The following is a 25,756-nucleotide window of genomic DNA, read 5'->3' as shown; positions in this document are numbered from 1 at the left end:
AACAGGGTAGTTACCAATGTCGATCCCGAAGTTCTGATCGGCTGATCCACCAACGGCTGGGTCCAGACCCGTGTATTTTGTGATGGTGAACAGATTCGTTGCCGATACAGCTAACCGCAACCGGTTTAGATTAACCTTGTTCAGAATAACAGCTGGGAATGTATAACCCAGAGTCAGGTATTGCATCCGGCCATACGATCCGTTTTCTACGTAGTACGAGTTTGCCTGAGTCTGTGTACTGAAATTGGAGGCAGTTTCGTAGATAGGAATCGTAGTGTTCGTATTTGTTGGTAGCCAGGAATCTTTCACCCGTGTGCTCACGGCTCCACCTGTGAAGGAAGCGTAGAAATCCGTGAACCAGCGCTGGTTGTTGAAGATTTTGTTACCTAAAGACGCATATACGTTCGTATTCAGGTCAAAGCCTTTGTACTTCAATGTTAACGTAATACTTCCCGTAACTTTCGGAATTGGACTGCCCAAGAACTGACGGTCATCAGCATTAATCGTTCCATTACCATCTGTGTCGGCAAAGCGGAAACGACCTGGAGCTGCTCCCTCCTGTTTAGGAGCTGAAGCAACTTCTTCTTTACTATTAAATAGCCCGATTACTTTGTAACCAAAGAAGGAAGACAGATCCTGGCCTGGCTGGTTCCGCACAACGGGTGTACCTAGCCGTGTACCACCCGCATCAAAGTAAGGAACTGATGGGGCAATGGCCGTGATCTTGTTATCCAGATAACTGGCAATACCCGTCACTTCGTAGCCCAGATCGCCAGCAATGTTACCACGAGTCGTTACTAACAGATCGATACCTTTGTTACGCATACTTGCTACGTTTACGAAAGGAGGGCTTGCGCGTGGACCAACCACCGCAGGAAGAGCCAAAGGATAGAGCAGGTCTTTTGTATCTTTCTGCCACAAGTCAAGAACAACTTCTAATTTGTTGTTGAAGAACGATCCATCTATACCAATGTTGGACGTAATACTGGTTTCCCATTTGGCAGCAGGGTTACCAATCTGGCTACGGTAAAAACCAGCAGCAATCGAATTGTTCGTTCCATTGATATCGTAACCGTTAGCCGCGTTAGAAGCAAACAGGTTGAACTGGTTGGTAGAACTCAGGTAATTTGAGTTCCCCATCGAGCCGTAGCCACCCCGTATTTTCAGATCAGACACCCAAGGCAGATTCTTCATGAAAGGTTCTGATGAAAGGCGCCAGGCAACAGAAGCCGCTGGGAAAACCCCGTAACGGTTGGCTGGAGCAAACTGAGAAGAACCATCCCGACGAATTACCCCAGTGAAGATATACTTGTCATTGAAGGTATAACGGGCCTGCGCAAACAACGAATAAAAACGGTTACCTAAGCTGTAACCGCTACTAACCTGGCGAGTAGAACCTGGAGTGGTTGTGCCAATTGTCACATAGTTCGGATCGGTTATAAATGGATTCTGTCCTGAACCATTGATGTTACGTCCAGCTCCTGTGTTCAGGGCTTCTATACCCGCGATAACGTCTACATCATGAATGCCAAACTTCTGCTTGAAGTGAGCGGTATTGGTAAACGTCCAGGCTAAACCATATCCTGACCCCTCGCTATAGGTATAAGTCGTGTTATTTTCTGAGTTCTCATACTGAACCCGACCGTAGCTATTAAAGTAGTTACTGAAGTAGCTACCACCAAGGCTGCTACGTAGCGTTAACGATGGAAGAACATCGTATTCCAGATAAGCATTACCAAAGCCAATAAGGTTAAAGTTGCTGTCATTAGCCCGTGCATCACGGTCGGCAACGGGGTTCCGGGGATTGTTAAAACCAGGAGCCGCTGTACCCGCATAACCACCGAACGAGTTATAAATTGGGATAATTGGTGGCATCCGGAAGGCCGACAGGATTTCGTTTTCGTCAGCAGATGAGGTTGAGTTATTGTTCGTGCTGTTACCAAACTGGTTACCCACGCCCCCAAGTATACCTTTCGTTTTTAGGTAAGCTAATGTGAAGTTCTCACCAAAGCGGAGTTTTTTAGTAATATCAAACTCAGTGTTGGCTCGTAGATTGTAACGAACGAAGTCATTATTGATAACAACCCCCGCTTGCTGCTGCATTCCTAAGCTAACGTAGTAACGGCTGTACTCTGAACCGCCGGAGAAACCCAAATTATGGCGCATCATTGGAGCTACCCGTGTGATGGCTGCATACCAGTCGGTTCCCTGCTTATTAGCCGGTATCACATTATAGATTGCGCCGTTAGCCGGATTAACATTGTATTTCGCCCGTTCAGCTTCTAAATTAACCTGAGAGGCCGACAGCCCTTTGGCACTACCTACTAAAAGATAATCAGGCAAAACAGGCGTTTGGCCTCTTCCATACTGCTCACTGGCAATACCGGTAAAACTGTCAGGACCGATAGCCGTTCCTGCCTGATACAGGTCATTTTTACGCGCCTGCCATGCCCAGTCGGCCTGCTCCTGTGGATTCAGAATCGGCAGGCTCTTTCCTGGATCTGTAACACCGTATAGTCCATCATAGCTTACGCTTAACTTCTGGGACCGACGTTTGCCTTGCTTTGTCGTGATAACAATTACGCCAGAAGCAGCACGAGCTCCATAAATAGAAGCAGCAGCGGCATCTTTCAATACGGTAGTGGTTTCAATATCATCTGGCGGAATGAACGAAGTTGTTTGAATAGGTACCCCATCCACTACGTATAAAGGCTGGTTACCACCAAACGATCCGAAACCCCGGACCCGAACCTGGCTACTGGTACCAGGCTGTCCGTTCGTGATAACGGTCACCCCTGATACGCGACCCTGTAACTGTTGTTCAACGTTAGAAGAGGGTACCGCTTTTAATTGAGCTGGTTTTACGGTTGCCACAGCTCCCGTTACGTCACGGCGGTTTTCGGTAGAATACCCTGTTACAACTACTTCACTTAGAGCCGTAGCATCATCTTCCATTGCTATATCAACGGTTGACCGATTGCCGACAGTAATTTCCTGCGATTTAAAGCCAATTGCAGAAATAACGAGAACAGGATTGGTGCCTCGAATATTCAGAGCGAAGTTACCGTTGGCGTCACTGGAAGTTCCTGTTTGCGTCCCTTTTAATACGATGTTGGCCCCAGGAACAGGACCATCAGCGCCAGTAATTTTACCCGTCACCCGACGGTCCTGGGCATAAGCACTTAGGCTCCACAGTACTAATACTGTGCCCAGCAAAGCGGTCTGCAGAAGCCTGTAGAACGATGCTTTCATGAAAAATAGGTTGGTTTGAAAATTGGTAAAACGCATCAATATTATATTGTTGGAATTATATTTCAAAGAGAAATTTTCCTAAACAATTTGGTTGGTTGTAGCTTTTGCCTTAATAATTATTAAAAAAATCATATATAAAACAAATAAACAGTCTGAAATTCAGGCATTTATGTAGGGCACTTAAAATTTTAACAATTTTTAGTTATATTTTATTAGTTTCTCTTTTTGAAAATTAAAAACGAAAGAGAGTGTTTACGGCCGTATTTTTATACTCTAATGCACACGAATTATTACTATTTGAGGCAACTGGCGACCGCGCTTAAATCCAATTTAATAAGTAATCCTACTCAGTATTTTAATTCACTTGATGAATCCATAATCGGCCTACGATTTATGGAATGCTTTAGCCAGGATCGGGATGAGGTCGTACTCGTTTTTGCACAGGCGAAAGGGAAAGTTAATTACTATAAGCCGTTTTATATAAAAGCGACTTTACGGCCTGATTTCTCAGGCATGTTATTCCCGGAAACAGTGCAACGGGCTCGAAATAATAGCATCGATTTATTTCAGTCGGTAGTCGCTGAGGAACGGGCCGTAACGAATGTCCGGTCATTTCTGAATGAGCGCTGCCTGGCAATACAGCTTGAGGGGAATTTCTCAATAGTGTTCAAATTCTTCGGCAACCGACCGAACATGCTGGCCTTTGAAGGCAATGTAGTTATTGACATGTTCAACCAGCAGTTAGCAACTGATCGTGAATTGCTGCTGGCTGCTTTTGATCGACCAATCGACCAATCTTTCGAAGCCTTTGAACAAGCTGGGTTCGATCATCGCAAATTGTTTCCAACCTTCGGAAAAGTAGTTAATGAATGGCTTGAAGAACAATTTAGCCGCGCCGGTAACCTGAATGGTGAAGCAAAGTGGGCAATCATTCAGGATGTACTACGGCAACTTGAACACCCCCGTTATTACCTGACCCGACTCAATCATAAACTGACACTGAGTCTACTGCCCCTTGGAAACATAATACAGGAATTTGATGAGCCGATTGAAGCGGCTAATCGGTTCTATACCAGTTTCAATGGACGTAGTGTTTTCGAGCACGAAAAAGCAACCTGGCTTCGACTGCTTGAAAAACGACGAAAGAGGGCTCAGGCGCTGATAGAAGCGTCGATGCAACGACTTATAATGCGTGAGGAAGGAGCCAGCCATGAAGAAATGGGACATATTCTGATGGCTAACCTGCATGACATTCCGCAAATAGCTGGCGCCCAATCGCCTGAACGCTTAACCCTATACGACTTCTATCGTGATCAGCCTATTACGTTGAAGCTCAAGCCCGATTTGAGCCCTCAGAAGAATGCGGAGAATTTCTACCGCAAAGCAAAAAACGAGAAAGTTGAGGAGCAGTATTTGAATGATCAGATAACCACCCGCGAAGCGGAGCTACTACGTATCGATCGTCAAAAAAACGAGCTGGAGCCTATCGAAACCCTGAAAGAGTTACGACGTTACGTTAAACAGAACAACATACGGACTGAGCAAAGCGATAGCTACGCTGGAAGTAACAGCCACTCAGACCAGTTATTTAAGGAAGTGATTGTTGATACGTTCCGTATATTGATCGGGCGCAATGCAAAAAATAACGACTTACTCACTCAGAAATACGCTTATAAAGACGATCTGTGGCTGCATGCCCGTGATGTTTCCGGCTCGCATGTACTCGTTAAATATCAGGCCGGAAAAACGTTCCCAAAGCATGTTATCGAACGGGCTGCTGAGTTGGCAGCCTGGTACTCAAAACGTAGAACAGATAGTTTGTGTCCAGTCATCGTAACGCCTAAAAAATTTGTTCGCAAACCAAAAGGACTTGCCGAAGGCCAGGTTATAATCGACAAAGAGGACGTAGTACTGGTTGTTCCCAGAGGGGAATAAAACCGTTTAGGGTGCTAACGTATTAAAATAACTCGACTCTGCTTTCCCTGCTGAGTTTGCACCGTCACAGTGTATTGACCCATCGACAGACCCTGTACGCGAAAGCTTCGGCTGTAATTGCCGCGCCCCAAACTCGAATCGTTTATAGTTCGAACCCGCTGACCAAGCTGGTTGGTCAACCATAACGTAACAGGGCTGGCAGTTGACAGGCTAAAATCTACACTCAGTGTTTCGTTTGCCGGATTTGGATAGACTTGCAAATCAGTAAGTACAGGCTCTGACAAGGCTGTTACAATAGTCGATGATTCAACTGTTTTCAGAATCCAGTTATTTGGGTCGATAAGTACGCCTGTCACAAGGCCTCGAGTGGGTAGTACGTAGGTCTGGTCAGCTCTGTCATTCAGAACGGTAACTGTCGTATCACCTGCGGCCGATTGAAGCTTAATCTGCACCGGCATTGTAAAGGAAGCAGGATTGCTGGAGATGGCGTTACGTTGCTCCAGACGTACTGTTACGGTTTCAGCAGAATTCCCACCAGATACAGTTGCCCGATACGTTGGATAGCCTTCGCCATAAATCCACTGCCTGAAAAAATAACCCAGATTTTGATTCGAACCAGATTGTGAGAAAACCTGCTGAGCAACAGCCTGAAAATCTTCAGTGACTGCGGTTTTGTACGCTAGGGCTGGTGCAGAGGCATAGGTTCGTAAGATGCGGAAAAAGGTACTATCGCCTACAATGCCCCGTAACATATGAAGTATGGTTGCTCCTTTTGCATAGGTCCGGCTGCCATTAAAAATGTTGGCAAAATTGCTAATGTCCTGTACATAAATTGAACCGCGGGCGCTGCGGGCACGAGCCATAAAACTACTCATAGTCGTATTATAAGCGACTGGCCCTCCAACCGATTCCACGTAAATGGCTTCAGCATAGGACGCGAAACCTTCATTTAGCCATATATTCTGCCAATCGCGACATGTAATCTTATCACCGAACCATTGATGGGCTAACTCGTGAGCAATTACACCGGGCGTGAATGCAGCCGCTTCCATCGAACTAATGGTTTGATGCTCCATGCCTCCGTTTCCCTGTCCGATTTGAGCATGACCGTATTTTTCGCGGAGGAACGGATACGGCCCAAACCGATCAGTGAATAGCTGTAAAATTCTAGGTGTCAGATTGAGATTACTACGTACTGATGGTAATATTTCAGGATAAACGTAATGGGTTATAGGTAACGTTTGATTACCATACGTGAAAGGGGTATCGTGCAGCTCGTAATTTGATAAAGCGATTGAAATCAAATACTGCGCAATCGGATAACTGTTCTTCCAATGATACGTTCGGGTTCCGTCTGGATTATCTGTCTTGCTTACGAGTGAACCGTTGGAAACAGAGACAAATTGCGCTGGTGCCGTGATACGTACCGACGATGAATCCGCCTTGTCGGCAGGAGAGTCTCGACACGGAAACCAGTCAGGCGCTCCGTAGGGTTCGCTTAGCGTCCAGATAGCGGGGTCAGTCGTGTTTTCATGGCGACTGAACCGAAAACTACCCAAGTCACGACTGTTGGGAACTCCCTGATAAAACACGGTAATTGTTACTAACTGACCAGTGGCTAATGGTTGCGCAGGCGTAATGGTTAGTCGGTTCTGCGCATGTAAAAAAGAAAGTTTCTGATTACCAGCTTTAACAGAATCTACTCGCAGACCTTCGCCCGTAGTGGCTGTTGTTGAGTTTAGGTCCAGAAAAAAACTGGAAAGATTTGCCGTTGTGCTCTTGAGTGTAACGGTTACAGCCGCTCGCAGGTGGGCTGGCGCGTGGTTTAGATACAGATCAAGTCCGTAATACGTTACGTCAATGGCACTATCACCTGGGTAAGCTATCCGCGCTTTAGGGTTTGCAGCCAACCGCCCAAAATAACTTACTTTACCGCTCAGGCAAAATTGTCCAGCGTCGTTGTCAAACTGACCATACGTAAGTAGAGGGATTAGTAGAAGCAGGCATATAATCCGCATAAATACACGTATTGAGGTTGAAGAACACAACTGTGTAAGCAGCCATGTTGCGGATAAAAAACACCTGAATACTTAAAAGGTTATTGCTCGGCCGAAAGCTCAGATCGTATCTGTGTTTGTTCGTCTGTTTTAGCTTTTAATGCATCAAGCTGTCGTTGTTCGGCCTCCGGTAGCTGAAGTTGCCAACCCATCGAGTTGGCCAGTTGATACATCATATACTGGATTTGGTTATTGGCAATTTTAGGAAGGTCGCTTTGCATAGCCCGTGCGTTCATTGCTTTCTTAGCTTCGTCCAAAATCTGCGTATAGTCAGCTCCACTGAAATGATTCAATATACCCGCCTGAATGTCATAGAACTTATAATCTGTATCTATCGAGAGTACTTCGGGCTGTGGAAAAACTTCAATAACTAATACTTTCTCACCATTATCCGGAGTCTGAAAACGAACTTTAGCAAAATCGAACCCCACTAGTACTTTCGACTTGGCAATGACCATTGCTTTTTTAGGGTCATTCAGTACGTATAAGATCTTTTTCTGATCCTGATAATTATAAATCTCCGAGAAGTATCCTTCCGCCATGACAACTTTAAATACTTTCTCAATACGTTCCAGCAGAAGAACAGAATCGCGCTGAACGTCGGTTATGCCTGTTCGTTTACGTAGCGTGTTGGCCAGCGCAACACCCCCGCCAGCCCCAACGAGTAATAGTAATACGGTTGTTAAGAAATCCATAGTGGGTTAAAAGTAAAGCGATTAATGTATAATCAAAAATGGACAGTGTAAATGGGCCACATCAAGCACCAGTATACACTGTCCATTTTTGATTATACATTTCAGAACATTGCTGTCTGACGCTATTTGGCGTAAGCTACCGCCCGCATCTCCCGAATAACCGTTACTTTGATCTGGCCAGGATACTGCATTTCTTTTTCGATCTTCTGCGAAATTTCGTACGATAATACGCCCGCCCGCTCGTCGGAAACGTGATCGGCGTCGACCATAATTCGGAGTTCACGGCCAGCCTGAATAGCGTAGCATTTGGTCACACCAGGGAAGTTGCCCGCTAATTCTTCCAGTTCTTTCAGCCGCTTAATATAGGATTCCATCATTTCGCGACGGGCGCCTGGTCGTGAGCCCGAAACAGCATCACAGACCTGAACAATTGGCGAGATCATACTCGTCATCTCAATTTCGTCGTGGTGTGCGCCAATCGCGTTGATAACTTCTGGATTCTCTTTATATTTTTTGGCCAGCTCCATACCTAAAATCGCGTGGGGCAATTCAGCTTCTTCAGGCCATACCTTACCGATATCGTGGAGTAAACCCGCTCGTTTTGCCAGTTTGGCATTCAGGCCCAATTCGGCGGCCATCGTTGCACAGAGCTTAGCGACTTCGCGTGAATGCTGAAGTAGGTTCTGACCATAGCTCGACCGGAAGCGCATGCGCCCAACCATTTTAATTAGCTCTGGGTGCAAACCGTGAATACCAAGGTCAATAACAGTACGTTCGCCAATCTCGACGATTTCGTCTTCGATATTTTTGCGGGTTTTGGCAACTACTTCTTCAATCCGGGCGGGGTGAATACGTCCGTCCTGAACAAGACGGTGCAATGACAATCGGGCTATTTCTCGTCGAACCGGATCAAAGCCTGAAATGATAATAGCTTCTGGTGTATCGTCAACGATAATTTCGACCCCAGTAGCAGCTTCCAGCGCACGGATGTTACGTCCTTCTCGCCCAATAACTTTTCCTTTTACGTCGTCAGATTCTATATTAAAGACCGATACGCAGTTCTCGATCGCATGCTCAGTCGCGGTACGTTGAATCGTTTCAATTACTACTTTCTTGGCTTCTTTAGTAGCCGTTAGCTTGGCTTCTTCAACGATATTTTTGATGTAGGAAGAGGCACGGCTTTCGGCTTCAGCCTTCAGTGTTTCGATGAGTTGGTCGCGAGCCTGGTCGGCAGAAAGGCCTGCAATTTTCTCAAGTTGAGCTACCTGTTCGGCCAGCATCCGATCGGCTTCCTGTTGCCGGCGGTCAACATCTTCCCGGCGCTTGTTAAGAGCTTCTACTTGCTGGGATACGCTGTTTTTCTGTTGGTTGATTTCGTTACGTTGCTGGTTCAGCTCGTTTTCGCGGGTGCGCTGCTGGTCGGCCTGCTGATTTAATTGTTGTTCGCGTTGCTTAAGCTTGCTTTCGTTCTGGAGAAGTAGATTACGTTTCTGATTCGTTGTCTCTTCAAATTCCGACTTTAGCTTCAGGTATTTTTCCTTAGCCTCCAGCATCCGATCTTTCTTGATGTTTTCGGCCTGCAACTCCGCGTTCTTTATGATGGAAGCGGCTTTTTCTTCAGCTTCTTTTTCGTGCTTTGCACGAACTCCTGCCATCATTTGACGGCCAATCAGTATGCCAATACCGCCCCCTGCAAGGGCAGCAAGAATCGTTAACCAAACTGGAATGTCCATAGGACTATATCGTTAGGATTGAAAAAATAAACCATCAATCCGCTGCGATACGAGCGCCCTGAATATAAATAGAACGTACCTGCTGTTTCTAGGGATTCTTTAGTTTCTGAATAGTAGATTAATTAAGTAGAATCTATGAATCAATAGAAACCGGGTTACATTGTACCAAGCATCAACTCGGAAGTAATCGTAGGATTGCCTACCGGTTGTTTATGTCGCGATAGCCGGCGTTACGATTTGGTCTAACTGAGCGATTCTATCATAAACCGTTTGTTGGAGTCGCTGCATTTTCTGGTCTGCCCGAACTTTAGTAATCAGGGAGTCAAAGGCTACCATAGCCAGGGCATCCTGCGTATCACTAATGCCTGATTCCCGGTGTTGCTTTAGCTGTTCCTGAATCAGCTTGGCGACTTCACGCACGATGGCTTCTGCTTCCGGCTCTACACGTAATGGGTAGGTCCGGTCGGCAATTTTTATGCGAATTGGCAATTCTTCCATCGCTGCATTCGACTGCACAGAGTGTGTACTCCAGCGTCTGTTTTTTGGTTTATGACAAACTACTCAAGTGAGTTATGCACCGTTCCAGTTCCCGGATATACTCGTCGAGTTGTTGTTTTAATTCAGTATTCGTATCTAGATCAGACGGATTGTCTTTTACAATTATACCAAGATCTTTCGACTTTATTGTGTTTTTTCCCGGAATAAGCTGTTTTTTTTGGAGTTCTTCAAGTTCTGTTTCAGTTTCCTGAAGTTTAACACGTAACGAACTATTTTTTTCCTCCAATATTTTTACCCGCTTCTGCGCAGTTTCATATGCATTTTTGAGAAGCTTAATCTTATGCTCAAGCCGCTCAACTAAGGCAATAATTTGATGTTCGCTAACCACGGTGGTGAATGATTGAATTGTTGTCTGATTGAATAATTGACTTGCTATCTGATTGAGGAGGAATGCTCTGTCATTCAAGAAGTCAATTAGTCAATCATTATTTACGGATAACAGCGCCCAGTTCCTGCTCAAAAGCGTTCATCAGCCGTTGCATTGTTTTATCGATCGTTACGTCGGTAAGAGTCTGGGCCGTATCCTGTAGTACAAAACTGACTGAATAAGCTTTTTTCTCCTTGCCTAGATTGTCGCCCTCGTAAACGTCAAAGACATTTAATGTCCGTAATAATTTTCGCTCGGTTTGATGAGCCAGCCGACTAATTTGCTCAAATGTAATCGCTTTATCAATTACCAGCGATAAATCACGGCGAACTTCCGGAAAACGAGGTACTTCTTCGTAGCGTGTTTTACTGGTCGCCAGTTTCAACAGCATCTGCCAGTCAAAATCGGCGTAGAAAACGGGTAGTTTTAGATCTACTAGTTTGGCTAATTTTGGCTGAACCAGCCCTAAACTCACCAGTGGCTTTTTGTTGACTAAATACGTTAAACCATACTGAAATAAAGCAGGGTCGGCGGGTTGCGTATCAAATGACTTAATGCGGAAGAGATTTAACACTCGTTGCACGGCCGTTGCTACATCATGAAAAGCGACCGACTGCCCTTTCTGAAGCCAGCTTTCGGCTTCCTGATTACCAACCATAGACAGGCTCAACCGCGCTCTTTCAACGTACTTTATACTCTCGTCTTCAAGCTTTACTTTATGATAAACTTTCCCAAATTCAAAGAGTTTCAGATCTTTCTGCCGCCGATTGATATTGTAGTTAAGGGTTTCGAGCGCTGAAAAAAGCAGCGTCTGTCGCATAACTGACAATTCCTCACTGAGCGGATTAAGCAGTGTTACGTCGTCCCCGGTGAGTGACGAGCGAATTGCATTGTGGTAAGCTGGACGTGTAAGCGACAGCGTCAGAATTTCATAGAAACCGTTGGCGGCCAGCAACTGACCAACACGGCCCTGCCATTGGTCAGGATCTGTCTTCGGAAACTCTGAGAGTGAATCAGCTGCCAGATTAACCGATAAGGGTACGTTGTCCAGTCCGTAAATTCGGAGTATTTCTTCAATCACATCGGCCTCGCGCGTTACGTCTACCCGATAGGGCGGAACAATGGCTAAAAACCCATCATGGCTTGCTTCTTCAGTGCGAATGTCCAGCGCGTCAAGAATGCGATGAATCTCTGTCCGGTCGATTTGAATGCCGATTAACCGGTCAATGTTCCGATAACGTACTGGTACCCGGAACGGCTCGACCGGATTGTGGTAAAGATCCGTAATGTCAGAACTGATTTCTCCGCCCGCTACCTGCTGAATCAATAAAGCTGCCCGTTTCAGGGCAAACACAGGCATATCTGGATCGGTGCCCCGTTCGAACCGGAACGAAGCATCGGTTTTCAGTCCGTGATGCTGAGCCGTTTTTCGAACGGAGGTTGGCGAAAAATAAGCCGATTCCAGGAAAATTCGCGTTGTTTGATCGGATACACCCGAATACTGGCCGCCAAATACACCTGCAATGCACATCGGTTTTTCGGCGTCACAAATCATGAGATCGGTCGCCGTGAGTTTACGCTCAACCCCATCGAGTGTAACGAAAAGCGTCCCTTCTGGAAGCGTTTTAACGATAACTTTTCCTCCCGCAATTTTATCAGCATCGAAAGCGTGAAGCGGCTGACCCAGATCGTGGCAAACAAAATTTGTTACGTCCACAATATTGTTAATCGGCTTCAGGCCAATGCTTAAAAGGCGTTGTTTCAGCCAGTCGGGCGATTCGCCTACGGATAATCCGCTTATTGTTAAGCCAGCGTAACGTGGACAGTCTTTCGGATCGTCTACTTGTACATCAAGGACAAGAGCCGTGCTGTTGATCGCAAAATCTTCAACGGATGGCAGGCGAAGAGGACGATTCAAAACCGCTTTTAAATCACGTGCCGTACCAAAGTGAGAAGCCGCATCGATACGGTTTGGCGTCAAACCAATCGCAATCTGGTAATCGGCTTCAAGGTTGAAATAACGTGCGGCTGGAGTGCCATTAGGTAACGTAGTGTTCAGTACAATAATACCAGCGTGCGACGTACCCAGGCCGATTTCATCTTCGGCACAGATCATACCTTCTGAGGCTGCTCCTCGAATTTTGGCTTTCTTGATCTGAAAAGATTCGCCTGAGCCAGGGTGTAATGTTGTGCCAACCAGAGCCACTATCACCTTTTGGCCGGCTGCTACGTTCGGTGCCCCGCAAACGATAGACAACGGCTGATCGGCACCGACGTCGACGGTTGTTAAGCTTAATTTATCGGCATCCGGATGCTTTGTACAGGTCAGAACTTCACCGACCACGATGCCTTCGAGTCCGCCCGGAACAGCCTCAATTTTCTCAATTCCTTCTACTTCCAGTCCTGTTGAAGTCAGAATCTTGCCAACTTCTTCAGGAGATTCGGGTAATTCAATGAACTCTTGTAACCATTTATAGGAAACTTCCATACAGCGGCAAAACAGATAATTGCCGCAAAGTTAGAGAATTGGTCAATTGGCTTGTTGATGATTCGGGTAATACGTTCAAAAAACTCAGTAGCCACCAGGAATATTACTCATGCTGAAGGTATTTCTCTCCCGCTTTTATGGCTATTGGAAGTGTATTTTCGGCGGGCGGAATGGGGCATGCATACGTCGGATTATAGGCACAGTAAGGATTGTAAGCCGTATTGAAATCCAGTATGACGCGATTACCGGTTAGCTGATCCGGATTTAATTCAATATAACGGCCTCCGCCGTAGGTTTCCTTATTGGACGTAGCGTCACGAAATAAAATGGAATACGTGTTCTGGAGCTTGACGATTAATAATCGACCGGTTTTATCGTTCAGGCTGAAAACTGCGTGAGCAAATTTATCGTAAACCTCTTCACTGCCGTCACTCATCCGAACAACGAGTTTCTGGGTTTTGTCGGCGAAGGGTTCCAGGCGTGCTGCCACGCGATACGCCGGATCAGGTTCAAAATAAACCAATCCTTTGAAATTAGTTTTGTCCTTAACCGGAGATTGAGCGTCGGATTTAAGAAAACGGTTCTTTTCGTTACGTTGCTTCTCTATTTCCTGGCGATACGCAGCAGGGTTGACCGACTCGTCCAAACCGCCAACTGATGTACCGTTACCACTGTCAAAAAAAGTGTAATACACTACAATAAGTGTAAGAAGTAACAGGCCTGTCAGGAAAAATCTATTTTTAATCATAACCGACGTGAATGTAGATAAATTAAGTAAATTAAAGGCCGCCTTATAATGACAAGGGAAAGAGGCTGAAAGATAATTTAAGATTCTAATGGTAGATGAACATCGTATCTAATCTTTGATACTTCCAGCGCAAAGTATCTTGATGACGTTTTCCGTCAAGTAGAGAATCTTTTATGATTTAATTGGTTTTTAATACCTTTAAGGCAGTAAAAATACTTAGTCAAATTAACATAATTTATCTTGCGAATGGCCAAACTCTACGAATTAAAGACCTTTACATCTGGCAATGGTAATCTTACTGTTTTCGAAAATATCATTCCAGGTGCGATTCAACGAGTCTTTTACATTTATGAAGCTGGTCAGGCTACACGAGCAGGCCATCGACATCATAAAGCCTGGAATGCCCTTATTTGCCTGCATGGAAGTTGCCGAGTGTATAATAACGATGGAAAGGAAGAGGCTACATTTCATTTAACCAATCCACGCCAGTGCCTGGTTTTAAGTCCGGAAGATTGGCACACAATGGATGAGTTTTCGGATGATGCTGTTCTGCTGGTTGTTTCCAATGAGTTATACGATAAGGACGACTATATTTACGAACCGTACCCAAGAAAACAGTGGTCTGATGAATCAGTAATGGTTGATTCTGAATGATTCCGTTTCTGGATCTAAAGCGTGTAAATGAACCACATGCGTCAGCCATTAAAGAGGCTACGGAACGTATTCTCTCGTCGGGCTGGTATATCCTGGGAAAAGAAGTCGAAGCGTTTGAACGTCAATTTGCTACGTATTGCCAAACAAAACACTGCATTGGCGTTGCTAATGGGTTAGACGCTTTAACTCTGGTCTTAAAAGCGTGGGACTTTCCAATGGGCAGCGAGGTTATTGTGGCCTCCAATGCCTATATCGCGTCGATTTTGAGTATTAGCCATGCCGGATTAACACCTGTATTAGTTGAACCTGATCCGAGAACGTATTTGCTTGATCCTTCTGCCATTGAAGCTGCCATTACGTCGCGTACGAAGGCTGTTCTTCCCGTTCATCTTTATGGGCGATGCTGCGAAATGGAACCGATCAATACGTTGGCGAGACAGTATGGACTACGGGTACTCGAAGATGCTGCTCAAGCGCATGGCGCTACGTATAACGGACAACGAGCCGGCAATCTTGGCGATGCAGCTGGCTGGAGTTTTTACCCAAGCAAAAATCTGGGAGCGCTGGGCGATGCTGGAGCCATTACGACCAACGATGCTGAGTTCGCTAGTCGCTTACGCGCTTTACGAAACTATGGTTCAGCCAAAAAATACGTAAATGAGTATATAGGCTATAACAGTCGTCTGGACGAAATGCAGGCCGCGATCCTATCTGCTAAATTACCTGCACTTGATAAGGAAAATGGTCGACGAAGAGCGATTGCCCGGCAGTACATAGCTGGTATAAAGAACGCTGCTATTACGTTACCGCCGTCCGATCGGGTTGAACAGGATGTCTGGCATTTATTCGTCATTCGTCATGCTGAACGGAACAGCCTAAGAACGTATCTGACTGAGAAAGGTATAGGGACAGATGTACATTATCCTATTCCACCGCATCATCAGCAGGCTTATAAGAGTTTTAGTCATTTATCGTTTCGAATTGCGGAACAGCTACATCAGGAAGTAGTTAGTTTGCCGCTCAACCCAACCTTATCTGACGACGACGTAGCGTACATTATCCATACGCTTAATTTAATGAACAAAGGATAGTCAAGAGAGAAAGCCATTCAGTGTGTACATAATCTATAAATGAATTTATCGGTTGTAATTCCTGTCTATAACAGCGAACGTACCATTGGGCCGTTAGTTGAGCGCTTACAGGCGTGTCTGGCGAGTCGTTCGTTTGAGATTGTGCTGGTCAACGACGGCAGTTCTGATCGGTCTGAATCCGTTTGTTATCAACTGGAAGATACGTATACGAATGTGCGCTTCATTTCGCTACGTCGGAACTTTGGCGAATTTAGTGCGGTGCTATGCGGACTAAACCACACCAGCGGAGAATACGTAGTAATTATTGATGATGATTTTCAAAACCCGCCCGAAGCCATACTAACGCTTATTGAAACGGCCGAGCAGGGAAACTACGACGTAGTGTATAGTCGATACGCGCAAAAACAGCATCACTGGTTTCGGAATTTGGGTAGCTGGCTGGTCAATAAATTAACCACCTACTCAATTGGTAAACCTGGCGATTTATACCTATCAAGCTTCAAGCTTATTCAGCGCGATGTTGTCGATGAGATTATTCGGTACCAGGGACCTTACCCGTATATCGACGGACTGATCTTTCGGGTGACACGTAACGTTGGCAGCGTTACGGTTCCGCACAGTGCTCGGGCCGAAGGGCGCTCGAACTACACAGTGCGTAAGCTCGTTGCCTTGTTTTTAAACGTCTTTATTGGGTACTCGCTTTGGCCAGTACGCGTTTTTACTGTATTTGGCGCCTTTTTACTTGGACTTAGCTTTCTTGCCGGGCTGATTTTGCTGATAGGTTGGCTTGGTAATCAGTTTGTTATAGCCGGGCAGACCTTAATAATTTGGGCTATAGCAACAGGTTTGGGAATTCAGATGCTTTTCCTGGGTGTAATGGGCGAATACCTCGGAAAGTTATTTATGGCTTATAGTGGGTTGCCAGCTTACGTAGAAAAAAAAGTTCGAAACGAGGCAGGCACAAAAGCTGATAAAGGATTTTCATATTCTGTTATCTATCCTCTTCTCCCTTTCTTCCTTTCTTCTTTCCTTCCCTTATTATGATCGGCCTTTCGGAAGAATATGAAAAAATGTTTCGTCTGGAAGGAAAACTGTGGTGGTATCGCCACCTGCACGAACGGGTTGATGCCGCCATTCATCAACGTTTTGGAAAGCGCCGGGACGTAACAATTTTAGATGCGGGTTGTGGTACAGGAGGTATGTTAGATTATCTGCGTCGACAGGGATACACAAATTTGCGCGGTCTAGATGGGTCGGCAGATGCGGTGGATTTTTGCCATAAACGCAACTTACCCGTTACGTATATAAACCTGAACGACCTTACTACGTTTGAGCCTGATATTCAGTACGATGTTATTATTTGTAATGACGTTTTCTGTTATTTCGACGATGCTCATCTGTCAACGCTCGTGACAGCTCTGGCCAGCCGATTAAAATCTGACGGAATTCTGCTGAGTAATAACAATGCGTTTAACGTTTTTCAAGGACAGCACGATATTGCCGTGGGAATTGTCCGCCGGTTTACCTTGCCGGAATTTGAGCAATTAATGCCTAAAGCCGGGTTGAAGATTACTGCTGCTACGTACTGGAGTTTTGCCCTGTCTCCTTTGATTTTGGGTATGCGTCAGTGGCAGCGTTTGCAGCTTGCACTCGGATGGCGTAAGCCAGAAGCTGCCCAGTCCGATGTTTACCTGCCCAGCGCCTGGTTGAATGAAACGCTCTATCGAATCGTTCGGGCCGAACAAAAATTCATCCAGCGAACCCCCTTTGGAAGTTCGCTGTTTATGGTAGTCGTCAGTCAATAGTTTTTCAACGTTTATTGACTGATAACTGTCCATTTAACTTGATTCCTATGTTTACGGGTATTGTTGAAAATGCAGGTACGGTTGCCGCTATCGAAGCTGAAGGCACCAATCTGACTTTTAAAATTGAATCATCACTGGCTCAGGAGCTAAAAATAGATCAGAGTTTGAGCCATAACGGCGTCTGTTTGACCGTCGTTGGCGTCGCGGACGGCAGCTATACGGTGACAGCGGTTGACGAAACGCTTAGGAAAACAAACTTGGGGCAGCTAAAAATCGGTGACCGGGTTAATCTCGAACGCTGCATGTCGGCCAATGGTCGTTTTGACGGACATATTGTGCAGGGGCACGTTGACCAGACGGGCATATGCACGCAAGTGCAGGATATGGACGGGAGCTGGCTATTTGATTTTCAATACGATGCTGACGTCAACGGCGATCCATCTAACCAAAATATAACCGTCGAAAAAGGATCTATTTGTATCAATGGCGTGAGTTTAACCGTTTTTAATTCAGAGCCTGATCGCTTTCGCGTAACGATCATTCCGTACACCTACGAGCATACTAATTTTCGTGATCTGAAAGCGGGCGATGTAGTGAATCTGGAGTTTGATATTCTCGGAAAGTATATTAAAAAAATGCTCGTTGGGTATCGCTAGGCATAGGCAAACCGTTAATTTTACCGAATCAACGAGCCTGATAACTCACTACCATTGGGTTGACTACGTCTTGAAACCATCCGAATGGCCACATCTGATAATGAATTTTTTACAAACGAATGACTAAAATCAGCACCCGCTCCTTACCTGACCTGCTGATTCAAATTGGCATTATTCTGGCCTTGATAGCTGCCCTTTTTCTGGTGTTTTTCTTTATTTATCTGCCATTTACAACCAATCATGGCCAGACAATTACGGTTCCCGACGTAACGAATCTGAGTCTGGATGAGATGGAAAATCTGTTAGATGACCGTGATCTTCGGTATGAAGTGAGCGACTGTACGTTTGTAGCTGGGGCGCGACCGCTGACCATCGTTCAGCAATATCCGAGGCCCAATTCGAAAGTGAAAGATGGACGTAAAATATACGTAACGATTACCAGGCGGGTAGCGCCAATGGTTGCGATGCCCCAACTGGTGAATCTGACATTCCGCAGCGCTGAGCTGAACCTACGCTCATTGGGGCTGGAGTTAGGCGAGCAAAAATACGTACCCGACGTAGCAAAAAATGCAGTGCTGCATCAACTGTATAACGGGAAGGAAATTGTGGCCGGAACCCCTGTACCGAAAGGAGCTAAAATTGATCTTGAGATCGGAGACGGGTTAGGAAGCACAATGTTTGAAGTACCGAACGTAGTGGGGCTGCCGCTTGATGAAGCCGAAGCGGCCATTCGTGGATCGAATCTTAAAATAGGGACAAAAATCTCCGTTTCCGATCCTGAGAAAGAAGTCGGAACGGTGGTCAGACAGCAGCCCGAAGCTCGTCCCGGCGAGCGCATTCGCGTCGGTGAAACAATGGATTTGTGGGTTGTTGGGCCAATTGAGTCCGATCAGTAATGTCGTTTGGGCACGATTTTAAATGCGAACTGCTTTATTTAGTCAATCAGTTATATATGTTTCTGCCAGGCAAGCTCTGTGCGGTATTTTGCTTGTTTGGTCAGTTTTAAGTACGGTAACTGCTACTGCCCAAACCTTAAACCTGCCTTTTTTCGAGGATTTCTCCACGGCGTCTGGCCGGCCGGGTATTGATACGCCTGACCCATCCCGCTGGCAGCCCGGTAGTGGCGTGTATATTAACAACACTATGGCTATCAATCAGCCAACGGTTAACGTAGCGTCATTTGATGGATTAAGGGCTAATGGACGACCTTACGTACAAAATAGCCCGCTGTCGCAGGGATATACCGATACGTTGGCTTCACGACCAATTAATTTAGCAGGCCTGTCGGCTGCCGATTCTCTTTACATAAGCTTCTACTGGCAGATCAAAGGGCTTGGCGAAGTACCCGATCCGGGCGACTCGCTCAGTTTCCAACAGGCCGATTCGCTGACACTTCAGTTTCTGGATCGTACAGGTAACTGGAAAACCGTATGGGCAATGGCAGGCGGCCTGACCGACAATAATTTTTTTCAGGCCTTTGTTCCCATACGCGACGCTAACTATTTCCATGCTGGATTCGCTTTTCGTTTCCGTTCATTTGGGCGGGAATCCGGACCATTCGATACATGGCACATCGACTACATTTATCTGAATCGAGGGCGTTCAATAAACGACAGGTTCATAAAAGACGTAGCGATGCGGCAGGCAATTACTCCGTTTTTTAAGCGATATACGGCTATGCCATTGTCGCAGTACGTAGTGAACCCAGCCGCCGAAACCGCCGATTCTGTAGCTTCAGATATAAATAACCTATTTAATAATTTCAACTTTACGACTTTCCGTTTTACCGTACGCGATGAAATTTCTGGAAGTACTGTTCAGAATAATCCACAAACAAATTCCGTCTTAATTCCATCCCTTAGCTCACAGCGCAAGGCGGCAAGAGTTAACCCTGTGCTGAGTTTGGGCTCAGCCACAAGAGCCCGACTAAGATACACATTTGATTTACTGACGACAGATGATCAGAACCCATCGATTCCGGGCGTAAACCTGCGTCGGAACGACACCATCTCGTCAGTGGCGGTTCTTGATGATTACTATGCATACGACGATGGTACGTGGGAATATGCGCAGCAGATTCGGCAGCGCGAACAGATTGCCATCCGATTTGTGGTAAACAAACCAGATGCTTTGACGGGCGTAAGAGCCTGTATTGTTCCGTTTACGACGAATCAGACGGGACAGTCGTTTACGATCAATATTTATAGTAACAATGGTGGTCGGCCCGGTACGGTTATTCATCGTCAATCCTTCACGACTCAGTATCCGGCCTATCGGAATGGTTTTGTTGATTTCCCTTTCAATAAAAGTGTATCTGTGAGAGATACGTTTTATGTTGGCTATCAACAGGTTAATAGCAGCGATACTACGTATTTACGGCTAGGTTTTGATAAAAACAGCCCATTTGGCTCAAATATCTTCTACAACAGTGGCACTAACTGGGAGCAAAACCTTTCGTCGCCCTCTCTGAATATTCAGGGAGCCTTTATGCTACGTCCGGTAATGGGGGGGAAGCCTGATACAATTGTGACGGCTACGCCTGAACCTGAACCGCTGATGCCACTTCAGGTGTACCCTAATCCTACCTCGGGGCTGATTCGTTGGAATGAGCCACGTCTGACACGGATAGAAGTTATTGGCACCAGCGGACGGCTCTTGCTCACACTTGAACCTACACGTGGTCAACAAACGTTAGATCTGAGTCATCTATCTGACGGTATTTATTTAATCCGGCTCACGGCTGACCAACGATCAGCTGTACAAAGGATTATTATACAGCATTAACTATCCCTGATAAACGCTTTTTTGTTAGAAAAACACACGTTGAGGGTTATCGACTAAATCACTAAGGACTATCAACTAATTATGGACATTACCGTACAGGAGCTAAAAGATCGGCTCGACAAAGGAGAAAAATTGAATTTGATTGATGTTCGTGAGCCAAATGAGTACGAAGACGACAATATCGGTGCTACGTTAATCCCGCTCGGCGATTTGCAATACCGTCTGGATGAACTAGATGGCCTGCAGGACGAGGAAGTAATCGTACATTGTCGTTCAGGTAAACGTAGTGCTACGGCTCAGCAGATCTTGGAAGAAAATGGATTTAACAATGTCCGCAACGTAATAGGCGGAATGCTGGCTTATCGAGCTCAATAAATGGATGAAGTATGATATACGAATCAATGATGCAACAATCGTATATCATACTTCATAAGCCAGTTTAAGTATCTGATCCTCATCGTTTGGGTGAAACCATCGGTAATTCCCCTGGTTTCGAAACCACGTGAGCTGGCGTTTAGCATAGCGTCGGGAGTTGCGCTTGAGCAGCCGTACCATCTCATCATAATCGTATTCGCCAGCTAAGTAGGGAAAAACCTCCTGATAACCAACCGTTTGTAGCGCTGATAAAGATTGATAGGCCATTAGGGAGCGCACTTCATTGATCAATCCGGCAGCAAGCATGGCATCCATACGGGCGTCAATTCGAGCGTACAACTCTTCGCGCGGACGTTCCAAAGCTACCAACACCGACCGAAATGGTCGGTGAGCGGGTTGTTGTCGGCGGAAGGATGAATACGGCTGCCCCGTTGCCAGACATACTTCTAAAGCGCGCGTCACCCGGACCGGATTTTGTAAGTCAGCCGACTGAGCATACACAGGATCTAGTTGATGTAACTCAGCCTGAAGTACAGCTAATCCTTCCTGCTGTAAACGAGCAAACAGGTGTTCACGTAGTGCAGGCTCAATTGCAGGCATATCGTCAAGGCCAAAGCACACAGCGTTGATGTACAATCCCGTTCCGCCCGACAGAATCACTACGTCTTTTTTTCTGAATAACTCATCCAGTACGGTAAGGCATTCGCGTTCGTATCGGCCAGCATTGACTGGATCAGTAATTGAATGAGAGCTAATGAAATAGTGCGGAATACCATCCATCTCAGCAAGCGAAGGTTTGGCTGTACCGATGCTTAGTTCACGATAAAGTTGTCGGGAGTCGGCCGAAACTACGTCCGTTTCAAGTTTTTTAGCCAACTCAACACACAAAGCCGTTTTGCCGACGGCCGTCGGTCCAGCCACAACGAGTAGTGTTTTCAATTAATAACAGACTAAGCTTTGAACATGATAATAAAGGTAATTATAGATATAGCTGTTTTCTAGAGGAGTACAATTTGTAAACCTCTATTTCAAGCGCCACTTTTAGAAATATGTTAATCTATGATAATTGAAAATAATTACATTCAAATACGTATTAATGTATAATTTTAGTGGTTCACTTAATAAAAATCAGCAGCTAGCTTTGTATGAGTTCCAGAACCACTACTCGAAAATCGATTGATAGCAGGCATTCAGTTATTAAAAAAACGTTGGAGGTTGTTGGTGGAAAATGGCGCTTGTGTATTATTTACCAATTAGGAACGGAAGTTCGGAGATATGCTGAATTGCGCCGATCAATTCCGCTAATAAGCGAAAAGATTTTGATACAGGAACTCAAAACATTAATTAACTTGGGAGTTGTTGAAAAACAGTTCATAAAGACGTTTCATCTCGAGTTGAGTATGGCCTGACAGACAAAGGCAAGAAGGTGCTGCCAATTCTGCTGAAATTGACGATAGTGGGAGAGGTTTTCCTGGAATCATAAATGGTAGAGAGGAACTCTAATTCTTCCCCGCTTTTCAGAATACTTTGAACCCGAGTGATACGGTGGCAATGCCCAGAAACCCCGTGATCTTTGTATCTTTATAAATACCTCCTACCGGAAGGGCGTAGCGAATATCGACATCTAAAAAACTAAGGGGGCTGTAACCTGCTCCAAATTCCAGCGCGTACGTAAAATCTTTTACTTCCAAATACTGCGCTACGTATTTGTTTCGCAAGTCTGTTGTGGCTGTAGTGGCTGGAATCGGAGTTTGCGGAAAACCGATACTGGAATTAGCATTAATCTGTCCACTAGCCGTGCGGGTTACCTGTGCTTTTTGAACGAAAATAAAATTCGGACCGACGGACCCACGAAGCTTGCCATCCATCCAGCGCTTACCAACAAAAATGGGTACGCTCACCGATTCCAGAACAGATTCGGATACTACATTCAGCGTAGCATTTAACAGGCCGGGCTGTACGCTGACTGGCAGCGCATTGGCAAGAGTCTGGTTCGCATTTATATCTACAGTTGTGCCGGTTTTCTGCTTTAGAACGTAGCGATTATACGTTACTTCGGCCTGCAGAAAGAAATTGCTGAAATTTTTACGCGCCCATAATCCGCCTGAGTAACCAATCCCGATCCCATTACTTTTGTTTTCTACAGCAGGAATGTCAGCCCCGTCTACTGTCTGGGCTGGAATTTTAGTGAACCCATGTGTAAAAGTGCCTCCTCCTCTGACGCCAAATTCCAGGGGTTTGGCAGGCGTGGATGTGGTTACGGTTTGGGCACTACACACCAATGTACTTACTAAAAATGATAGACTGATTACTAATTGATATAGCTTCATAATTCTATTGTTGCAGAAGTACACGGTGGTAACTAGCCGGATTGACCTGAGGAATAGTTGATCCGTACTTAGCATTGATACTCTTGATGATCTCGTTCGAGACCAGTGCATAACCGGCCGGGGTGAGGTGAATTCCGTCCATACTAAATACCCCTCCCACCAGAAAAGCAGATGAATAAGTTATTCCATTCTGGCTAAGTCCATTAGCTGAAGCAATCTGACTTAAGAAAGTATTGGGATCAACATAGGCTAACCCTTTCGCGTCGGCCTGCGTTTTTAGGATTGTATTGAATTCAGCAACTCTGGTATTTAACGTAGCAACTTCACCTGCATCCAGTACGTACTGCGTGGGTAATGGATTAGTAAGATCTATAGCGTAACGGCCAACTTTTGTACCAACATCGGTCCTGCCAAACTTGGTTAGCTCTGTCTGATTCAGGATCATGGATAACAGAAATAAATCGGTTGGTGTCGATGCTCGAGCGCCCTGGGGAGCGTCTGATGCCTGAATCGCCAAAGCTGGCAGATCGGGTGTCGCTGGAGATAGCAGCTTAATCACCCGATTAATTGTCGAGAGTGTTATCGTTCTAAAGTAAGGAGTAATTGTTACGTTTGGAACCCCAATGACAACTCCTTTGCGCCCACCTTCCGTCAGTTTATTCATCATCGCGGTATAGTTGGTGCTAAACAAAGCCGAAGCTGTTAAGGGGGTTACACCGCCCGTTGTCGCGTAAGAAAGTGCGTCATTGTTGCCCAGCCAGCAGGAAAAGAAAGTGGCACCAGCTAAATTATTGCTTACGTATTGAAAATACGTTGTTGATCGAGCGGAGTCTACATCTGGCAACAGACGTTCGAAATAGGGATTTCCAGCCGGAGAGCCGTAGCCTATCGTTAGTAAATCCGCCATTTTGATGCCCGGCACCCCCAGATTCTGGTTAGTACCGGAAAACTTTGTGAACAAAGCATTCCCCTGGCTGTTTGTTTCTCGGATAGCTCCCGGTGCTACTTGTTTTATAGCACTGAGTAACGTAGCGGGGTTCGCTGTATCAGGCACCTGCACTAACTTGATATAACCCGATCCATTGGCCTGAGCTTCGCTGAAAAGAGGCTGTATAAAATCGCCACCACCTACCGTTTTAAACTGGCCAGCCAGAATATTAGGGTAAGAATTAAGCTGACTTTCCCGGTAGAGACCTCCGTCGGCATAACCGGCTGTGAGCGAATTTCCTATCGCTACGTACCTACTGAAATCGGCACTTCCTTTGCTCGGCGTTGCTCCACTCGTACCGGCGTTTGGATCAATATCATTATTCGTACAGGCCAGTAAGCCTGCTAGTAAGGATGCGACCAGCCCCCACCGAAATCTGTTGTTGAAGTGCATTGACACGTAGCGGTGTATTGTAAGAATAGAAGATTATCCTGTAAAAAAAGAACGCAAAAATATCCTTTTTATGTGACCTATAGGGCCTTTTTACGTAAGACTTAATACGGCATGCGTAAGGCAGTTGAAACAATAGTGCAGTGAACAGGTTGTTTCAAACAAATTAAGTGGCATCTATGCCAGCCGTTTATTACATGTTTCATTAAAACATATTAAACCAATGGGTCTCTTATCATTTTTCAAAGGAGTAGGCGAAAAAATCTTCAAAAACGATGCGCCAGCTGCACCAGCTGAGGCTGAGAAAGTTGAGCCAGTACGCGCACAGGCGTTGCTTGATCACGTTAAGCAACTAGGACTTGCTTACAACAGCCTGACCGTAAAAACAAAAGGTGATACGGTTACGTTGACGGGTTCTGTTAAAACCCAGGAAGATGCTGAAAAAATTGCTTTGGCTGTGGGTAACGTAGAGGGTGTATCGGCGGTGGATAATCAACTGACTGTAGATACGCCAGCCCCCGAAGGAAAATACTATACAGTGAAATCAGGGGATTCGTTGTCGAAGATTGCTAAGGAAGTATACGGCGATCCAATGAAATACGGCGTTATTTTCGAAGCGAACAAACCAATGCTTAAGGATCCTGATCTGATCTACCCTGACCAGGTTTTGCGAATTCCGCAATTATAAGCACTCGCCAGAAAGTTAAAAAGGGATAGGGTTGTATAGTTATAAAGTGTTTTGCCTGATTGCAATCTACTTTATAACTATACAACCCTATCCCTTTTTAACTTGAAACATTCAGTCAAGTGGCCGGTTTTATTGAACGCAACTCAATGAAAAACTATGGCC

The 25,756-nt window shown here is 45.6% G+C and carries 21 protein-coding genes and 1 pseudogene; 11 read left to right on the top strand and 11 right to left on the bottom strand.

What is annotated here, in order from left to right; translation table 11 throughout:
* Positions 1-3,252, bottom strand: a 3,252-nt coding sequence (locus tag ACOJS8_RS28010; protein WP_420151863.1) for a SusC/RagA family TonB-linked outer membrane protein, incomplete at its 3' end; no start/stop codon positions are given.
* Positions 3,253-3,645: 393 nt separating this feature from the next.
* Between ACOJS8_RS28010 and ACOJS8_RS28005 the strand changes: the two genes are divergently transcribed.
* Positions 3,646-5,187, top strand: coding sequence for an NFACT RNA binding domain-containing protein (locus ACOJS8_RS28005; protein WP_420151862.1), 1,542 nt, complete (start codon positions 3,646-3,648; stop codon positions 5,185-5,187).
* Positions 5,188-5,201: 14 nt separating this feature from the next.
* Here the strand turns inward: ACOJS8_RS28005 and ACOJS8_RS28000 are convergent, their stop codons facing one another.
* The 7 genes from ACOJS8_RS28000 to ACOJS8_RS27970 form a co-directional block, all read right to left on the bottom strand.
* Positions 5,202-7,205, bottom strand: coding sequence for a M1 family aminopeptidase (locus ACOJS8_RS28000; protein WP_420151861.1), 2,004 nt, complete (start codon positions 7,203-7,205; stop codon positions 5,202-5,204).
* An 80-nt stretch (positions 7,206-7,285) separates the two neighbouring features.
* Positions 7,286-7,939, bottom strand: coding sequence for a DUF4230 domain-containing protein (locus ACOJS8_RS27995; RefSeq protein WP_420151860.1), 654 nt, complete (start codon positions 7,937-7,939; stop codon positions 7,286-7,288).
* 122 nt (positions 7,940-8,061) lie between these two features.
* The gene (rny, locus tag ACOJS8_RS27990) at positions 8,062-9,672 is read right to left on the bottom strand and encodes a ribonuclease Y (RefSeq protein WP_420151859.1); all 1,611 of its coding nucleotides are present in this window, start codon (positions 9,670-9,672) and stop codon (positions 8,062-8,064) included.
* A 210-nt stretch (positions 9,673-9,882) separates the two neighbouring features.
* Positions 9,883-10,188, bottom strand: coding sequence for a cell division protein ZapA (locus ACOJS8_RS27985; protein WP_420151858.1), 306 nt, complete (start codon positions 10,186-10,188; stop codon positions 9,883-9,885).
* A 31-nt stretch (positions 10,189-10,219) separates the two neighbouring features.
* Entirely contained in the window at positions 10,220-10,636 is a 417-nt protein-coding gene (locus tag ACOJS8_RS27980) for a hypothetical protein (protein WP_420151857.1), read from the bottom strand.
* Between the two features lie 19 nt (positions 10,637-10,655).
* Entirely contained in the window at positions 10,656-13,085 is a 2,430-nt protein-coding gene (gene pheT / locus ACOJS8_RS27975; RefSeq protein ID WP_420151856.1) for a phenylalanine--tRNA ligase subunit beta, read from the bottom strand.
* A 103-nt stretch (positions 13,086-13,188) separates the two neighbouring features.
* Positions 13,189-13,833: a DUF1684 domain-containing protein gene (locus ACOJS8_RS27970; protein ID WP_420151855.1), complete on the bottom strand. Its 645-nt coding sequence runs from the start codon at positions 13,831-13,833 to the stop codon at positions 13,189-13,191.
* A gap of 246 nt (positions 13,834-14,079) precedes the next feature.
* Between ACOJS8_RS27970 and ACOJS8_RS27965 the strand changes: the two genes are divergently transcribed.
* The 8 genes from ACOJS8_RS27965 to ACOJS8_RS27930 all read left to right on the top strand — a co-directional run bounded on the left by ACOJS8_RS27965 (position 14,080) and on the right by ACOJS8_RS27930 (position 21,198).
* The gene (locus ACOJS8_RS27965; protein ID WP_420151854.1) at positions 14,080-14,487 is read left to right on the top strand and encodes a sugar 3,4-ketoisomerase; all 408 of its coding nucleotides are present in this window, start codon (positions 14,080-14,082) and stop codon (positions 14,485-14,487) included.
* The gene (locus ACOJS8_RS27960) at positions 14,484-15,578 is read left to right on the top strand and encodes a DegT/DnrJ/EryC1/StrS family aminotransferase (protein WP_420151853.1); all 1,095 of its coding nucleotides are present in this window, start codon (positions 14,484-14,486) and stop codon (positions 15,576-15,578) included. Before ACOJS8_RS27965 ends, ACOJS8_RS27960 begins: the two co-directional genes overlap by 4 nt.
* A gap of 39 nt (positions 15,579-15,617) precedes the next feature.
* Positions 15,618-16,622, top strand: coding sequence for a glycosyltransferase family 2 protein (locus tag ACOJS8_RS27955; RefSeq protein WP_420151852.1), 1,005 nt, complete (start codon positions 15,618-15,620; stop codon positions 16,620-16,622).
* Positions 16,619-17,383 carry a class I SAM-dependent DNA methyltransferase gene (locus tag ACOJS8_RS27950; protein ID WP_420151851.1) on the top strand — a complete coding sequence of 255 codons (765 nt, stop codon included), beginning with the start codon at positions 16,619-16,621 and terminating at the stop codon, positions 17,381-17,383. The genes ACOJS8_RS27955 and ACOJS8_RS27950 overlap by 4 nt, the downstream gene beginning before the upstream one ends.
* Positions 17,384-17,430: 47 nt before the next feature.
* Positions 17,431-18,039: a riboflavin synthase gene (locus ACOJS8_RS27945; RefSeq protein WP_420151850.1), complete on the top strand. Its 609-nt coding sequence runs from the start codon at positions 17,431-17,433 to the stop codon at positions 18,037-18,039.
* 119 nt (positions 18,040-18,158) lie between these two features.
* Entirely contained in the window at positions 18,159-18,935 is a 777-nt protein-coding gene (locus ACOJS8_RS27940) for a PASTA domain-containing protein (protein WP_420151849.1), read from the top strand.
* 88 nt (positions 18,936-19,023) lie between these two features.
* Positions 19,024-20,823 (top strand): T9SS type A sorting domain-containing protein, encoded by a 1,800-nt coding sequence (locus tag ACOJS8_RS27935; protein ID WP_420151848.1) that lies wholly within the window; start codon positions 19,024-19,026, stop codon positions 20,821-20,823.
* 81 nt (positions 20,824-20,904) lie between these two features.
* Positions 20,905-21,198: a rhodanese-like domain-containing protein gene (locus ACOJS8_RS27930; protein WP_420151847.1), complete on the top strand. Its 294-nt coding sequence runs from the start codon at positions 20,905-20,907 to the stop codon at positions 21,196-21,198.
* A gap of 45 nt (positions 21,199-21,243) precedes the next feature.
* On the opposite strand, the gene miaA is transcribed toward ACOJS8_RS27930, so the two are convergent.
* A complete protein-coding gene (gene miaA / locus ACOJS8_RS27925; protein ID WP_420151846.1) occupies positions 21,244-22,137 on the bottom strand; it encodes a tRNA (adenosine(37)-N6)-dimethylallyltransferase MiaA in 894 nt (297 codons plus the stop codon).
* 206 nt (positions 22,138-22,343) lie between these two features.
* Here miaA and ACOJS8_RS27920 point away from each other — a divergent pair.
* A pseudogene (locus ACOJS8_RS27920) lies at positions 22,344-22,681 on the top strand (winged helix-turn-helix transcriptional regulator).
* A gap of 34 nt (positions 22,682-22,715) precedes the next feature.
* On the opposite strand, the gene ACOJS8_RS27915 reads toward ACOJS8_RS27920, so the two are convergent.
* Positions 22,716-23,528 carry an outer membrane beta-barrel protein gene (locus ACOJS8_RS27915; protein ID WP_420151845.1) on the bottom strand — a complete coding sequence of 271 codons (813 nt, stop codon included), beginning with the start codon at positions 23,526-23,528 and terminating at the stop codon, positions 22,716-22,718.
* A gap of 4 nt (positions 23,529-23,532) precedes the next feature.
* Positions 23,533-24,909, bottom strand: coding sequence for an SGNH/GDSL hydrolase family protein (locus ACOJS8_RS27910; protein WP_420151844.1), 1,377 nt, complete (start codon positions 24,907-24,909; stop codon positions 23,533-23,535).
* Between the two features lie 220 nt (positions 24,910-25,129).
* Here ACOJS8_RS27910 and lysM point away from each other — a divergent pair, with 220 nt between their 5' ends.
* Positions 25,130-25,594: a peptidoglycan-binding protein LysM gene (gene lysM / locus ACOJS8_RS27905; protein WP_420151843.1), complete on the top strand. Its 465-nt coding sequence runs from the start codon at positions 25,130-25,132 to the stop codon at positions 25,592-25,594.
* The last annotated feature ends 162 nt before the right edge of the window (positions 25,595-25,756 follow it).

Source organism: Spirosoma sp., from assembly GCF_048594605.1.
In the GTDB taxonomy this organism is placed as follows: domain Bacteria; phylum Bacteroidota; class Bacteroidia; order Cytophagales; family Spirosomataceae; genus Spirosoma.
The sequence above is the reverse complement of the archived record's forward strand: the minus strand, read 5'-3'. Positions and strand labels throughout refer to the sequence as shown.